At 62.9% G+C, this 14125-nt stretch carries 13 protein-coding genes and 1 pseudogene; 6 read left to right on the top strand and 8 right to left on the bottom strand.

Translation table 11 applies throughout. The features are described 5' to 3' along the window. The first annotated feature begins 11 nt into the window (after nucleotides 1-11). Nucleotides 12-1787, top strand: coding sequence for an N-acetylglucosamine-specific PTS transporter subunit IIBC (gene nagE / locus P0D80_RS12420; RefSeq protein ID WP_408178266.1), 1776 nt, complete (start codon nucleotides 12-14; stop codon nucleotides 1785-1787). A gap of 130 nt (nucleotides 1788-1917) precedes the next feature. On the opposite strand, the gene cydX is transcribed toward nagE, so the two are convergent. The 5 genes from cydX to rpoH all read right to left on the bottom strand — a co-directional run bounded on the left by cydX (nucleotide 1918) and on the right by rpoH (nucleotide 6351). Continuing rightward, nucleotides 1918-2034, bottom strand: coding sequence for a cytochrome bd-I oxidase subunit CydX (gene cydX / locus P0D80_RS12425; protein ID WP_408284167.1), 117 nt, complete (start codon nucleotides 2032-2034; stop codon nucleotides 1918-1920). A 28-nt stretch (nucleotides 2035-2062) separates the two neighbouring features. Then, nucleotides 2063-3199, bottom strand: a complete 1137-nt coding sequence (gene cydB, locus P0D80_RS12430; RefSeq protein ID WP_408284169.1) for a cytochrome d ubiquinol oxidase subunit II — start codon at nucleotides 3197-3199, stop codon at nucleotides 2063-2065. A 35-nt stretch (nucleotides 3200-3234) separates the two neighbouring features. Continuing rightward, nucleotides 3235-4827: a cytochrome ubiquinol oxidase subunit I gene (locus P0D80_RS12435; protein WP_408178269.1), complete on the bottom strand. Its 1593-nt coding sequence runs from the start codon at nucleotides 4825-4827 to the stop codon at nucleotides 3235-3237. After that, nucleotides 4817-5077, bottom strand: coding sequence for a cytochrome oxidase putative small subunit CydP (gene cydP / locus P0D80_RS12440; protein ID WP_408178270.1), 261 nt, complete (start codon nucleotides 5075-5077; stop codon nucleotides 4817-4819). Before cydP ends, P0D80_RS12435 begins: the two co-directional genes overlap by 11 nt. A 338-nt stretch (nucleotides 5078-5415) precedes the next feature. Then, the gene (gene rpoH / locus P0D80_RS12445) at nucleotides 5416-6351 is read right to left on the bottom strand and encodes an RNA polymerase sigma factor RpoH (RefSeq protein ID WP_007179432.1); all 936 of its coding nucleotides are present in this window, start codon (nucleotides 6349-6351) and stop codon (nucleotides 5416-5418) included. A 363-nt stretch (nucleotides 6352-6714) separates the two neighbouring features. On the opposite strand from rpoH, the gene P0D80_RS12450 reads away from it, so the two are divergent. Both P0D80_RS12450 and P0D80_RS12455 read left to right on the top strand, forming a co-directional pair. Beyond that, entirely contained in the window at nucleotides 6715-7278 is a 564-nt protein-coding gene (locus P0D80_RS12450) for an acyloxyacyl hydrolase (RefSeq protein WP_132376134.1), read from the top strand. Between the two features lie 43 nt (nucleotides 7279-7321). Further along, nucleotides 7322-7705 carry a nuclear transport factor 2 family protein gene (locus tag P0D80_RS12455; protein ID WP_132376133.1) on the top strand — a complete coding sequence of 128 codons (384 nt, stop codon included), beginning with the start codon at nucleotides 7322-7324 and terminating at the stop codon, nucleotides 7703-7705. Nucleotides 7706-7891: 186 nt separating this feature from the next. Here the strand turns inward: P0D80_RS12455 and P0D80_RS12460 are convergent. Further along, nucleotides 7892-8932: pseudogene (locus P0D80_RS12460) on the bottom strand (2-isopropylmalate synthase); the annotation flags it as partial. Nucleotides 8933-9431: 499 nt separating this feature from the next. Next, the gene (gene ybiB / locus P0D80_RS12465) at nucleotides 9432-10403 is read right to left on the bottom strand and encodes a DNA-binding protein YbiB (RefSeq protein ID WP_408178271.1); all 972 of its coding nucleotides are present in this window, start codon (nucleotides 10401-10403) and stop codon (nucleotides 9432-9434) included. Nucleotides 10404-10631: 228 nt separating this feature from the next. Here ybiB and P0D80_RS12470 point away from each other — a divergent pair, with 228 nt between their 5' ends. After that, the gene (locus tag P0D80_RS12470; RefSeq protein WP_408178272.1) at nucleotides 10632-11330 is read left to right on the top strand and encodes a fumarylacetoacetate hydrolase family protein; all 699 of its coding nucleotides are present in this window, start codon (nucleotides 10632-10634) and stop codon (nucleotides 11328-11330) included. Nucleotides 11331-11355: 25 nt separating this feature from the next. Next, nucleotides 11356-12000 carry a maleylacetoacetate isomerase gene (gene maiA, locus P0D80_RS12475; protein ID WP_408178273.1) on the top strand — a complete coding sequence of 215 codons (645 nt, stop codon included), beginning with the start codon at nucleotides 11356-11358 and terminating at the stop codon, nucleotides 11998-12000. Between the two features lie 87 nt (nucleotides 12001-12087). Here the strand turns inward: maiA and ftsY are convergent, their stop codons facing one another. Next, nucleotides 12088-13263, bottom strand: a complete 1176-nt coding sequence (gene ftsY / locus P0D80_RS12480; protein WP_408284173.1) for a signal recognition particle-docking protein FtsY — start codon at nucleotides 13261-13263, stop codon at nucleotides 12088-12090. Between the two features lie 241 nt (nucleotides 13264-13504). On the opposite strand from ftsY, the gene rsmD reads away from it, so the two are divergent. Then, nucleotides 13505-14119 (top strand): 16S rRNA (guanine(966)-N(2))-methyltransferase RsmD, encoded by a 615-nt coding sequence (gene rsmD, locus P0D80_RS12485; protein WP_132376128.1) that lies wholly within the window; start codon nucleotides 13505-13507, stop codon nucleotides 14117-14119. The last annotated feature ends 6 nt before the right edge of the window (nucleotides 14120-14125 follow it).

Below are 14125 nucleotides of genomic sequence, written 5' to 3' on the forward strand. Positions count from 1 at the left end.
TGGAGGTGTCAATGGATGGGAATCCGTTTCTGAAGATTCAGCGGCTGGGACGCGCGCTGATGCTGCCGATTGCGGTGCTGCCGGTTGCCGGCCTGCTGCTGCGCCTCGGTCAACCCGATGTGTTCAACATCAAGATGATCGCCGACGCCGGCGGCGCGATCTTCGACAACCTGCCGCTCTTGTTCGCGATCGGCGTGGCGGTCGGCTTCGCGAAAGACAATAACGGCGTGGCGGGTCTGGCCGGCGCGATCGGTTATCTGGTCGAAGTCGCGGTGATGAAGGACATCAACGACAAGCTCAACATGGGCGTGTTGTCCGGGATCGTGGCGGGTATCGTCGCGGGCTTGCTGTACAACAGATACAAAGACATCAAGCTGCCCGATTACCTCGCGTTCTTCGGAGGGAAACGCTTCGTGCCGATTGTCACAGGGGTGGTCTGCCTCGTGCTCGGCATAGCGTTCGGCTACGTGTGGCAACCGGTGCAAGCCGTGATCGATACGGCCGGCCACTGGCTGACCACCGCGGGCGCGCTCGGCGCGTTCGTGTTCGGCGTGCTGAACCGCTTGCTGCTCGTCACGGGTTTGCATCACATCCTCAATTCGCTGACGTGGTTCGTGTTCGGCACGTTCACGCCGCCGGGCGGCGCCGCCGTGACGGGCGACCTGCATCGCTTCTTCGCGGGCGATCCGACTGCGGGCACTTTCATGACGGGCTTCTTCCCGGTCATGATGTTCGGCCTGCCGGCTGCCTGTCTGGCAATGTTCCATGAAGCGCCGAAGGAGCGCCGCGCGCTGGTCGGCGGCCTGCTGTTCTCGATGGCGCTCACGTCGTTCCTGACGGGCGTGACCGAGCCGATCGAATTCAGCTTCATGTTCCTCGCACCGGTGCTGTACGTGATCCACGCGCTGTTGACGGGCCTCTCGCTCGCCATCTGTTCGGCGCTCGGCATTCACCTCGGCTTCACGTTCTCCGCTGGCGCGATCGATTACGTGCTGAACTACGGCCTGTCGACTCGTGGCTGGTGGGCGATTCCGATCGGTCTCGTCTACATGGTGGTGTACTACGGGCTGTTCCGCTTCTTTATCCGCAAATTCAACATGGCGACGCCGGGCCGTGAACCCGCTGCAGCCGATGAGCAAGTCGACTCGTTTGCTGCTGGTGGTTTCGTTTCGCCGGTCGCCGGTGCGGCTGTGCCGCGTGCGCAGCGTTATATCGCTGCTCTCGGTGGTGCGTCGAATCTGTCGGTGGTTGATGCTTGCACGACACGACTGCGTCTGTCGGTGGTCGATTCGAACAAGGTCTCTGAAAACGAACTGAAGACGATCGGTGCGCGTGGTGTGCTCAAGCGCGGGTCGACCAACGTGCAGGTGATCATTGGACCGGAAGCGGACATCATCGCGGACGAAATCCGCACGGTGATCGCGCAGGGTGGTGGTGAGGTGGTGAAGCCGGTGGCTGCTGCTGCGGCTCCGGCTGTGGCGGCTACGCGGGTTGCAGCTTCGGGTGCTCAAGGTAGCGGTCCGCTCGATCCCGATCCGCTGCGCTGGCTCGCCGTGTTCGGCGGCGCGGGCAACGTGGTGTCGCTTGATGCGGTGGCGGCCACGCGTCTGCGTATCGTCGTGCGGGATCCGTCGGCGGTTGATCGTCAACGTCTGGCGACGCTCGATACGGCGTGGATTTCTGCGGACACGTTCCATATCGTCGTCGGCGACGCCGCGCAGCGCTACGCTGAAAAGCTGGCAACGCGCACGACGCAAAGCGGCGGTGCAACGCCTTTGCCGGCATGACGCAGTGCTGAAGCAGGAGCGGCTCGCGCTGCTTCACCTCCAGTAGTCATGCAGCAATAAAAAAGCGGCACTTTGAATCATTCAAGGTGCCGCTTTTCCGTTTACCGGCCCGTGGCCGGCACAGGCTGTTTTAGCGTCTCTTCTGTGCGCCGGCTTTTGACGGCCGATGCGATTCCAGCCACATCACATTGATGATGCCGAACGCCAACGCCACGCCGATCCCGAGAATCCAACTGAAATACCACATCGCAAACTCCTGTTGAGCGTGTTGCGGATCAATACATCGTATGGTGATTTTCTTCGAGCGCGGCGGCGGTCACCTTGCCGCGCATCACGCGATACACCCAGCTCGTATAGATCAGGATGATCGGTAGGAAAATGATCACGGCGATCAGCATGATCTGCAGCGTCATGCGGCTCGAGGTCGAATCCCACACGGTGAGACTGCTGCGGCCGTCGAGCGAGGAGGGCATGATGAACGGGAACATCGAGAAGCCCGCCGTCAGAATCACGCCGATGATCATCAGCGAAGTCGACAGGAAGGCGCTCTTTTCGAAGCGCGAGCGCGCGAGCAACGTGGCCAGCACGCCGCCTACGAGACCGGCCACCGGCGCGCTCACCATCCACGGATAGTTCGCGTAGTTGGTGAGCCACAGGCCGGGTGCCCCAATTACGTTCTTCATCAACGGATTGGCGACCGTGTCGAGCGGCGGGGCGTCGATCACCTGATAGCCGCCGATCATCGTGGAGATCAGCGCGCCGGCGATCAGGAACAGCACCACGCAAGAGAGCGCAGCGATCCGCAGCGCCAGCGAAGCGCGCTCGGCGACGATGTCGTCCGCTTTCATCTTGACGAAGGCGGCGCCGTGCGCGGTCAGCATCGAGACGCTGACGAGGCCGCACAACACGGCGAATGGGTTGAGCAGCGCGAAGAAGCCGCCGTGATAGGTGACGCGCAGGTCGGTGTCGAACGAGAACGGCACGCCTTGCAGCAGGTTGCCGAACGCGACGCCGAACACCAGCGCCGGCACGAAGCCGCCGACGAATAGCGCCCAGTCCCACGCCGTGCGCCAGCGCGGGTCTTCGCGTTTGCTGCGGTAGTCGAAGCCGACCGGCCGGAAGAACAGCGAGAACAACACCAGCAGCATCGCGAAATAGAAACCGGAGAACGACGCCGCGTACACCAGCGGCCACGCGGCGAACATCGCGCCGCCCGCCGTGATGAGCCAGACCTGATTGCCTTCCCACGTCGCGCCGACCGTGTTCACGACGATGCGCCGCTCGGCGTCGGTCTTGCCGATGAACGGCAGCAGAATCGCCGCGCCCATGTCGAAGCCGTCGGTGAGCGCGAAGCCGATCAGCAGCACGCCGATCAGCACCCACCAGATCAGTTTGAGGGTTGCGTAATCCATGATGATCTTTTCCCTTGAAGCTCAGTGGCGGCGAATCATGCGGCCGTGTTGGTCGGCAGCGGCTGATTCAGCGGCTGTTGTTCGTGGTGATAGCGGCCCGTATGCAGCGACGAGGGACCGAGCCGCGCGTACTTGAACATCAGCATGATTTCGATGATGAACAGCACCGTGTAGAACACCACGAAGCCCGCGATACTCAGATACAGGTCATTCGGTGTCAGGCTCGAGGCCGACAGGTTGGTCGGCAGAATGCCCGCGATGGTCCACGGTTGACGGCCCACTTCAGCGACAATCCAGCCGAACTCTGCCGCGAGCCAAGGCAGCGGAATCGCCCACACGGCCCAGCGCAGGAACCAGCGGCGCTTCTCCAGCAACAACGAGCGCTGCGCGCAGAACCAGAACGCCAGCACGAAAGTGGCGAGGAACAGAATGCCGAGGCCCACCATCAAGCGGAACGAGAAGAACACGGGTGCCACAGGCGGGATCGTTTTCTTCGCGGCCTGGGCGATCTGATCCGGCGTGGCGTCGGTGACGTTCGCGGTGAACTGCTTGAGCATCAGGCCGTAGCCGAGATCCTGCTTGTGCGCGTCGAAGTCGGCTTTGGCTTCGTCGGTGATATCGCCTTGCTTCAGTTTCTGCAGCGCGGCGTAGGCGAGCATGCCGTTCTTGATGCGCTCTTCGTTGCGCGCCATCAAATCCTTCAGGCCGACCACGGGTTCATCGAGCGAACGCGTGGCGATGAGGCCTAGCGCGTAGGGAATCCGGATAGCGTAATCAGTGCGCTCTTCCTTCTGATTCGGAATCCCGATGATCGTGAACGGAGCCGGCGCGGGCGCGGTTTCCCATTCGGATTCGATCGCGGCCAGTTTGACCTGTTGGACTTCGCCGGTGCGGTAGCCGGATTCGTCGCCGAGCACGATCACGCATAACGTAGACGCCAAACCGAAGCCGGCGGCAATCGCGAACGAGCGCAATGCGAATTCAGTGTCGCGGCGCTTCAGCAGATACCACGACGACACGCCAAGCACGAACATCGACGCCGTCACATAACCGGCCGACACGGTATGCACGAACTTGACTTGCGCGACCGGATTGAACAGCACGGAGAAGATGCTGTCGAGCTCCATGCGCATGGTCTGATAGTTGAAGGTAGCGCCGACCGGATTGTTCATCCAGCCATTGGCCACCAGAATCCACAGCGCCGACAGGTTCGAGCCGAGCGCCACGAGGAACGTTACGAACACATGCTGGGTCTTCGAGAGCCGGTTCCAGCCGAAGAAGAACAGGCCGACGAAGGTCGATTCGAGGAAGAACGCCATCAACCCTTCAACCGCGAGCGGCACGCCGAAAATATCGCCGACATAGTGCGAGTAATACGACCAGTTTGTGCCGAACTGAAATTCCAGCGTGAGGCCGGTGGTGACACCCATCGCAAAGTTGATGCCGAACAGCTTGCCCCAGAACTGGGTCATGTCCTTGTAGATCTGCTTGCCGGTCATCACATAGACCGACTCCATGATGACGAGCAACCAGGACAGGCCGAGCGTGAGCGGGACGAACAGAAAGTGGTAAAGCGCGGTGATGGCGAACTGGAGGCGCGACAGTTCTACGACTTCGCTAACGGGCATGTTGATCACCTTGGGACGGATGCGAGGCAGGCACGGACAACAGCGCCTGCGCGACTTGCTCAGGCGGCAGCGACATGTGCTCCGCCTGTGGATGATTGAAGAACGTGTACTTGAGCGCCATCAGCAGTACGAATTTGATGGCGAGGACGATGGCGATATCCCGCGCCAGCGTCGGACCGCGCACCCAGCCGTGGAACCGTTTGCGCAGGCTCGGGCGGCGGGTGGTGCTGCGATTGAGGGCTGTGGTCATGATCGGTAGAAGGCAACTTCACACCGGTGAATCCGGCTGGCGCCAGGCCGCTTCGGCGGTTTGGCGAGTGCATCCCGATTCTAGGAGTAGAACCTCGCGCGCAACAGTTCGGCGCTGCGGCATTGGGTCGCGAGACTTGCCCCGTTCAAGCAGTATTGCTATCTGGTTTGTGATACGTCAAGAAACGCGTGTTGCTTGGTGATGCTCTTGCGTCAGTGTGCGCGTGCGCGAAAACGCCGCGGCGTGGGCGAAAAAAAGCCCCGCCGTCTTGCGAGGGCGGGGCTTGGCGGCCGGATAGCGCGCGCCGGACGAACCGGCATGCTGACAATCTTCAAGCTTTACGCGTATTCGGTCAGTGCACCGCGCATCTTCTTCATTGCGCTTGCCTCGATCTGGCGAATACGTTCGGCGGACACACCGAATTCGTCGGCCAGTTCGTGCAGCGTCGAACCGCCGGAACCGTCGTCTTCCACTTTTAGCCAGCGTGCCTCGATGATGCGGCGGCTGCGGGCGTCCAGTGCGTCCAGCGCGCTCGCGATACCGTCGCTTTGCAGCTTGTCGCGCTGACGCGAAGCCAGCACGGCGGTCGGCTCGCTATGGGAGTCGGCCAGATAGGCGATCGGCGCGTACGACTCTTCGCCGTCCTCGACCTGCCCTTCCAGCGCGATATCGCCGCCCGAGAGGCGCGTTTCCATTTCGGACACTTCTTCGCGCTTCACATTCAGCTCTTTGGCGAGACCTTCGATCTCGTCCGGCGTGAACGCGCCCAGCCCTTGCTTGTGGCTGCGCAGGTTGAAGAACAGCTTGCGCTGCGCCTTGGTCGTGGCGACTTTCACCATCCGCCAGTTGCGCAGAATGTATTCGTGGATCTCAGCCTTGATCCAGTGCATGGCGTACGACACGAGGCGCACGTTCTGCTCCGGGTCGAAGCGCTTCACGGCCTTCATCAGGCCGATATTGCCTTCCTGGATCAGGTCGGCGTGCGGCAGTCCATAGCCCAGATAGTTGCGCGCGATCGATACGACCAGCCGCAGGTGCGACAGGACGAGACGGCGCGCGGACTCTAGGTTGTCCTGCTCGCGAAATTCGGTGGCGAACTGGCGTTCTTCCGCCGGCGTCAGCATCGGAATCCGATTTACGGCCTGGATGTAGGCGTCGATATTGCCCAGTTGACCGGGCAGCAGCGAGGAATGCGAGAGCGCCAGTGCACCTGCCGAAGCGGCCTTAGCCGACGACGGGCTCAAAGTACTCGGAAGGGTCATTGCATGGCTCACGTAGGAAACTCCTTTGGAATCAGACAAAAGCTTATTCAGGTAACGACTCCAGCGTTGGATGTTAGCACTCTGAATTGCCGAGTGCTAATACTTAGAGGCTGTAGGGGCATCCAAGTTCCGTAAATTCCTATTGAAATTCACGATTCAATAGCCATGGTACGCCTCCCTCGGCTTCTTTGCTCGGAGCGTAGAACTTACCTAACAGATCGCCTTCATTGTTATAAATGACCGACTTTTGCTGGTTTTGAGGTGACTAATTGCGGAAAGACGGGTTTCTTCATACGATCCACTAAATTGAGATTGTCTTTACAATACGCAAAACGGTTAAGGATTGTTCAACGTTCGGCGGAGCTCGGGTGTTAGATGAACAACAAGAAGAATGCTTTGCGTGGTCTGGCTCTAAATATCACGGCTGGCGCCGTGCTGGTGGGAACTTCAGGATGGGCTTCGGCGGACCAGTTTGGCGTGCAGGTGGCCGGCGGCCTCGGCGATCGCCACGTCAAGAAATTCGACCTCGGTTTCGTCTGGGACCCGGATCTGACCTGGTGGCAGATCGGTGATTGGCATTTCTCGCTGATCGGCGAAGCGCACGTGGCCTGGTGGCACACCAACGAAGGCAATGTGCACGACAACATCGGCGAAATCGGCGTGACGCCGATCATCCGCTTCATCAAGGGGTCGGGCTCGATCCGCCCGTACGCCGAACTGGGCGCGGGCATCCGGCTGCTGTCGAGTCCCCGGATTTCTTCGACCTTCACATTGGGCACTGCGTTCCAGTTCGCCGACATGGCCGGCGTGGGCATGCAGTTCGGCAGCCACCAGCAGTACCAGGCAGGCTATCGCTTCCAGCATATTTCCAACGGCGGTATCAAAGAGCCGAATCCTGGTATAAATTTCCACCAGCTATATCTGCAATATAACTTCTGACGACCGTGGCCACGTTCGGCTCACCGGTGCGAGGGGCTGAGCGATGGCGGCAAAGATAATCGAAGCGGTTCGCGAGCTCGAGCGAGAGCGTTTTCGCGCGATGGTCGACGGCGACGGGCAATCGCTCGACACGCTGCTCGCGGACAACGTGAGCTACGTTCACACGAACGGCAAGCGGGAAACGAAACGGCAGTTCATCGACGGGATTACCGCGGGCCGCCGCCGCTATCGGCAGATCGAGATTCAGTCGCAAGAGGTGCTGCCGGTCGGGCGCGAGACCTGCGTCGTGACCGGCCGGGCGCTGATCGAAATGGAAGCCAATAACGGAGCGCTGCTGTTTCCGATCGCCTACACGGCGATCCATACGCAGGAAGACGGGCGATGGCGCCTGATTGCCTGGCAGGCAACGCGTTGCGCAATCGAGTGAGCCTTTTGAGCTTACTGTTTCCGGGCTGGCCGCGCCTCGTGAGCGGGTTGCTCCGGCTGACGCGGGCACGCGGGTAGCGCGCTTGTGCGTCGGTTTTTGCGTCACTCGCCCTGATTCTCAGGCAGCGACGCTTTCCTCATCCACACCGCTCCACTCGCGACGATCGGCCGCACCGGCTTCGGCCACTTCCGGCTCATGCGCCGCGACGCCTTGTCGCTCCCCGCTTTTCGCACGAATGACCGCATCGCCCGCATACGGATGCCGCGGATGCACCGGCAACTGATTGCAGCGCTCCACGACGCGCCGGACCGCCTCGATATCCGAGAAATCGAGCCCGGTATCGACGCCTTGCGCAGCCAGATTCATCGCCAGCGTCACGAGATCGACGTTGCCGGTGCGCTCGCCATTGCCGAACAGACAACCTTCGACGCGGTCCGCGCCCGCCAGCAGCGCCAGTTCCGCGGCGGCCACCGCGGTGCCGCGATCGTTATGCGGATGCACCGACAGCACGATGCTGTCGCGATAGCCGAGATTGCGGTGCATCCATTCGATCTGGTCGGCGAATACGTTCGGCGTCGCCGCTTCCACGCTCGCGGGCAGGTTGACGATCATTTTGTGATCGCGCGTGGGCCGCCACGTCTGCGCCACTGCGTCGCACACCTCGCGTGCAAATGGCAGTTCGGCCGCGTTGAACGTTTCCGGCGAGTACTGGAAGGTCCAGTGCGTGCCGGGCCGCGCCTGCGCATGCTCCTTGATGATTTGCGTGCCTGCGACGGCCAGCGCCTTGATCTCGGCCTTCGACTGGTTGAACACGATCCGGCGAAACGACGGGCAGATCGCGTTGTACAAGTGCACGATGGCGCGCGGCGCGCCTTCCAGCGCCTCGAACGTGCGCGCGATCAATTCCGCGCGCGACGGCATGAATACCTCGATGGTCACGTCGTCGGGAATGCGCTTTTCTTCGATCAGCTTGCGGACGAAATCGAAATCCGTTTGCGACGCCGACGGATAGCCGACTTCGATTTCCTTGAAGCCGATCGCGACCAGCATCTCGAAGAACTCGAGCTTTTGCGCCGCGTTCATCGGCTCGATCAGCGCCTGATTGCCGTCGCGCAGATCGGTGCTCATCCAGACCGGCGCCTGGTCGATCGTGCGGCTCGGCCATTTGCGGCCGGTCAGCCGCACGGTGGGGAAGGGGCGATATTTTTCAGCGGGATTTTGCAACATGGTGAGCCTCGTTCGTTGTGTCGCATGCGAAAGGATGTGGCGTCGAGCGGTTGGCGGACTGCCACGGGTGCACGGGCCGCCAGCCGGGGGCTAGCGGCAACAACGAACGGGCGCGAACGAACAGCGTCATCGTGACGGCGAAAACGGACGTGGATAAAGCCCATGCGGCGTGCATTTGATCCTCGCGCTTCGTCCGCGCGATAAACGGACGAATGCAAACGACTACAGGTTGTGAAGAACTACGCTTAGGGGGTGAAACGGAACAACGGAACTGCTGGAGAGACCGCGCTTCGAGCAACCTGAGCTGCCAACGCGCGGCGCTACGCCTGACTTACGCTAGGCGTAGCGATAGGGGCCGCGCTAGGCGGCCGGAGGTAATTCGGAGGGTGTTCGGAAGGGAACGCATGGGTCTAATGTATGACGGCGCGTCGCGGCGTGTCAACCCGCGCAGGTCGCAGCGGGCGACGGCAAGCGCACCGCAGCGCTTACGCCGAGGCGGTTACGCCGGCATTCTCGCGACGTCCACGATCAGTTCGACCTGCCGTTCGATCGCGCTCGGCACGGGCGCTTCGCCGCGCAATACGGCGCTGATCCAGGCCGCTGTCGTCGGCGCGTCTTTAGCCTCGGGCAAGTCCACTTCCGGCGCATCCGGCGACGAGCGTTCATGCGGCACGCGCGTTTCGCAGACGCCGTCGTGCAACCAGTCGACTTGCACCTGGCGCCGCGTATCGGCCACCGCTTCGCCTTCTGTGCCGCGCGCAAGCAGCGCGCCGCCGGCGGCCGCGTCCGGATGCGTGTTGAACAGTTGCGTGAGGCTGTCGCGATACGGCGGGTGGGTGTAGTTGACGAGGCGCAAACCCGCGGGCGCGAACGGCTGCAGGATTTTCACCAGCGTGTGCGTCGAGTTACGCACGCCCATGCGCCGGCGCAGCGCAAGCAGCCGCGCGAGCTTCGGCGCGAGCACGCCGATCGGAGCAAACGCAAGGCGGTGCTCAGCGAGACCGTCTTCGATATCGGCGTGCGATCGCGCGTGCGGAATTTGCAGATGCGTGAAGATCTCCGCGCTCGTCACGCGGCCCGGATCTTCGGTGACGCCATGCACCAGCACCGGCACGCCTTCGCGCGCCAGCAGCAGGGCGAGCAGCGGCACCAGATTCGGCTGCTTGCGCGCGCCGTTGTAGCTGGGTATCGAGACGGGCCGGAACGTGCCGTGCGGCAGATGAACCGGCTCGAACGACGCATGCGCGCCGGCCAGCATTGCGGCGAGTTCGTCGGCGGTTTCGCCCTTCACGCGGTACGCGAGCAGCACCGCGCCGAGTTCGAGCTCGGCCACGCGGCCGTCGAGCATGGCGGTGTAAAGCGTGCGTGTATCGTCGGCGGTCAGCGCGCGGGCGCCGTTCGGGCCGCGGCCGATTTCCTTGATGAAGCGGGCGCAGGGGAAGGGATTGACGGTGTCGGCGGAGTCGGTCATCGGGCGCAGTGGGACGTGTTGACGTGCCGCCTCGGAGCGGTCGGCCACGGTATTCAGGAGACGCTATTGAGTGTGAGTATCGCATCTATGGCGATCCCGCGAGACAGCGCGCCCGCGATGCCGGCCGCGCCGGTTCATGCCGAACGGGCGCGCGCGGCGCTTTGTCGCGCGTTACACTCGATCTTTTATCGTCGCGCTGGCGGCACACATCAAGAAACGGAGAACGGGATGAGTTACGTTTTTGCACCCGCACCGGTGGTCGCGGTGCCGGTTGTGGGGTCCAGCGAGCAGTTCGCGGTGCGTCGCATCTACTGTGTGGGCCGCAACTACGAGGCGCATGCGCGCGAGATGGGACACGATCCCGACCGCGAACCGCCGTTCTTCTTCGCCAAGCCGGCCGATGCCGTGCTGTACGTCGCGCCCGGCGCCACCGGCGAGTTTCCCTATCCGTCGCAGTCGAAAAACGTCCACTTCGAGATGGAAATGGTCGCGGCGATCGGCAGGGGCGGCAAGAACATTCCGGCCGGGAGCGCGCTCGATCACGTCTACGGTTACGCGCTCGGTCTTGACATGACACGCCGCGATCTGCAGGCCGAAGCGAAGAAGCTGGGCCGTCCCTGGGATACCGCGAAGGGCTTCGATCACTCGGCGCCGCTCGGTCCGATTCACCCGGTCACGACCGTCGGCCATGTCGACAAGGGCGCGATCTGGTTGTCGGTGAACGGCGACGAAAAGCAGAACTCGGACGTGTCGCAACTGATCTGGTCGGTGGCCGAGACGATCGCTTATCTGTCGACGCTGTTCGAACTGCAACCCGGCGATCTGATTTTCACCGGCACGCCGGAAGGCGTCGGCGCAGTGGTGCAGGGCGATCTGATGAAGGGTGGCGTGGACGGGCTCGGCGAGCTCAGCGTGCGCGTCGTCTGACGGCCAGTTGGGGGAGACAGACAACATGAAGCTCTACAGCTATTTCCGTAGCTCGGCGTCCTATCGCGTGCGCATCGCGCTGAACGTGAAGAATCTGCCGTACGACTACGTGCCGGTGCACCTTGTGCGCGACGGCGGCGAGCAGTTGAAGCCCGAATACCGCAAGGTGAATGCGGACGGGATCGTGCCGACCTTCATCGACGGCAATGACGTGATGCCGCAGTCGCTCGCGATCATCGAGTATCTGGAAGAGACGCATCCCGAGCCGCCGCTCCTGCCCGCGACGCCGGCCGATCGCGCATATGTGCGTGCGCTGGCGTTGCAGGTGGCGTGCGAGATCCATCCGCTGAACAATCTGCGCGTGCTGAAGTATCTGAAGCACACCTTGTGTCTCGACGACGATGCCAAGGACGCCTGGTACCGTCACTGGGTGGAAGCGGGTTTCGCAACGTTCGAAACGCATCTGGCGGGCGATTCGCGCACCGGCAAGCTGTGCTTCGGGGATACGCCGACCGTCGCCGACACCTGTCTGATTCCGCAGGTGTTCAACGCGCAGCGCTTCAAGGTCGACACGGCGAAGTTTCCGACCATCCAGCGCATCTACGATCACGCGATGCAACTCGACGCGTTTGCCCGCGCGGCGCCCGGCGCGCAACCGGACGCTGAGTGACCTGTCCTGATCCGGCAGGCGGGATGCAAAAAGGGCACTCCTCGGAGTGCCCTTTTTGCTGCTTTAGCCGCGGACGCTGTTTGGGGTTCAGCCGCCCAGCAGTGCGTCGGAAAACTCTTCCGCGCTGAACGGCTGCAAGTCCTCGACCTTCTCACCGACACCGATGAAATACACGGGAATCGGACGCTGCCGCGCGATCGCGGCCAGAATGCCGCCCTTCGCCGTGCCGTCGAGTTTGGTGACGATCAGGCCGGTGAGGCCGAGCGCGTCGTCGAAAGCCTTCACTTGTGCGAGCGCGTTCTGGCCGGTGTTGGCGTCGATCACCAGCAGCAGTTCGTGCGGCGCGCCGTCTTGCGCCTTGCCGATCACGCGCTTCACCTTGCGCAGTTCTTCCATCAGATGCAGCTGGGTCGGCAGGCGGCCAGCCGTGTCCGCCATCATCACGTCGATCTTGCGCGCGCGCGCGGCGCCGACCGCGTCGAAGATCACCGCCGCCGGGTCGCCGCTTTCCTGCGACACCACGGTCACGTTGTTGCGCTGACCCCAGATGGCCAGTTGCTCGCGCGCGGCGGCGCGGAACGTGTCGCCCGCGGCCAGCAGCACCGACTGGTCGAAACTCTGCAGATGCTTGGCGAGCTTGCCGATGCTGGTGGTTTTGCCCGCGCCGTTGACGCCGGCGATCATCATCACGAGCGGCTGCGCGCGGCCGAGCATGAGCGATTTTTCCAGCGGCTTGAGCAGGTCGACCAGCAGCGTGCGCAGCGCCGCTTTGACCTGCTGGGGATCGGCGAGGCGCTCGGTGCGCACTTTTTCGCGCAGCGCTTCGAGCAGGAATTCGGTGGCGTCGACGCCCGCGTCCGACATCAGCAGCGCGGTTTCGAGTTCTTCGTACAGGTCTTCGTCGATCTTCGTGCCGACGAAAATGCCGGTCAGGTTCGAACTCGTCTTCGACAAGCCGGTCTTCAGACGCGTCAGCCAGGAGCGTTTCGCGCCTGCGTCCGGCAGCGGCGGCGGCACGATTTCGACGGTTTCCTCGAAGGCGAATGCTTCCGGCTCGGGTTCGGGCTCGATCGCGGACGGAGCGGCCACGGGTGGCGTCTCGACGCGAACCGGCGCATCGGCTGGGCGCGGGGCAGCCGGCGCGACGGGCGCAGGCGCCTCCACGGCGGCGTCAAGCGTCGAGCCTTCTGGCGCTGTTTGCGACTCTTCTGGCGCGTTATCGGACTCTTTCGAACCCTTGAATCGTTTGAAAAAGCTGAACATGATCTGGCGTGGTGAGAGCGCGCGCCGATGCGCGCAGCCGGCATAAGACCGGCGGGAGCGGCAGGCAGCGTTGCGATGCGGGATGCAAGGCGCTGGAAGCCGCACATTTTATCAGGCGCGCCGCCGCCCGTCGTATCGGCCGAAAGGCCAGGCTGGACGCGGGGCGTCGCTGTGGTAACGTTGGCGCTCCGGCCCGCACGTGTCGACGTTGCGGGCGCCTTCATCACGTAATCGAAACTGCATGCCCCGTTCAGCACCTTCACGCGCCCACGGCGCTTCGTCCAAAGGCGGCAAGCCGCACGCCATCCGTATCATCGGCGGCGACTGGAAGCGCACGCCTTTGCCCGTGCTCGACCTCGACGGCCTGCGCCCCACGCCCGATCGCGTGCGCGAGACGCTGTTCAACTGGCTCGGCCAGAATCTGGACGGCCAGCGCTGCCTCGATCTGTTCGCCGGCAGCGGCGCGCTGGGCTTCGAGGCGGCGTCGCGCGGCGCGGCACGAGTCTTGATGGTGGAGCGCAATGCGCGGGCCGCCAGCCAGTTGCGCGCGAATCAGGAACGCCTGTCGGCGCGCACGATCGAAATCGCTGAAGCTGACGGTTTGCGCCTCGCCGCGAGTCTCGCGCCCGGTTCGTTCGACGTCGTATTTCTCGACCCGCCGTTCGGCGACGATCTGCTCGGCAAAGCGCTCGCGCTGGCGGTGCCGCTCGTGAGCGCGGACGGATTTCTGTATGTTGAAGCGGGCGAGGCGCTCGAACTCGATGAGAACGAGACGCTCGCCGGGTGGGAAATCGTGCGGCAAGGTAAAGCGGGCGCTGTCCACTTTCATTTGCTGCAGCGCGAAAATAAGGAATAATGCGCG

The organism is Paraburkholderia sp. RL17-373-BIF-A (assembly GCF_046030175.1).
Lineage (GTDB): Bacteria > Pseudomonadota > Gammaproteobacteria > Burkholderiales > Burkholderiaceae > Paraburkholderia.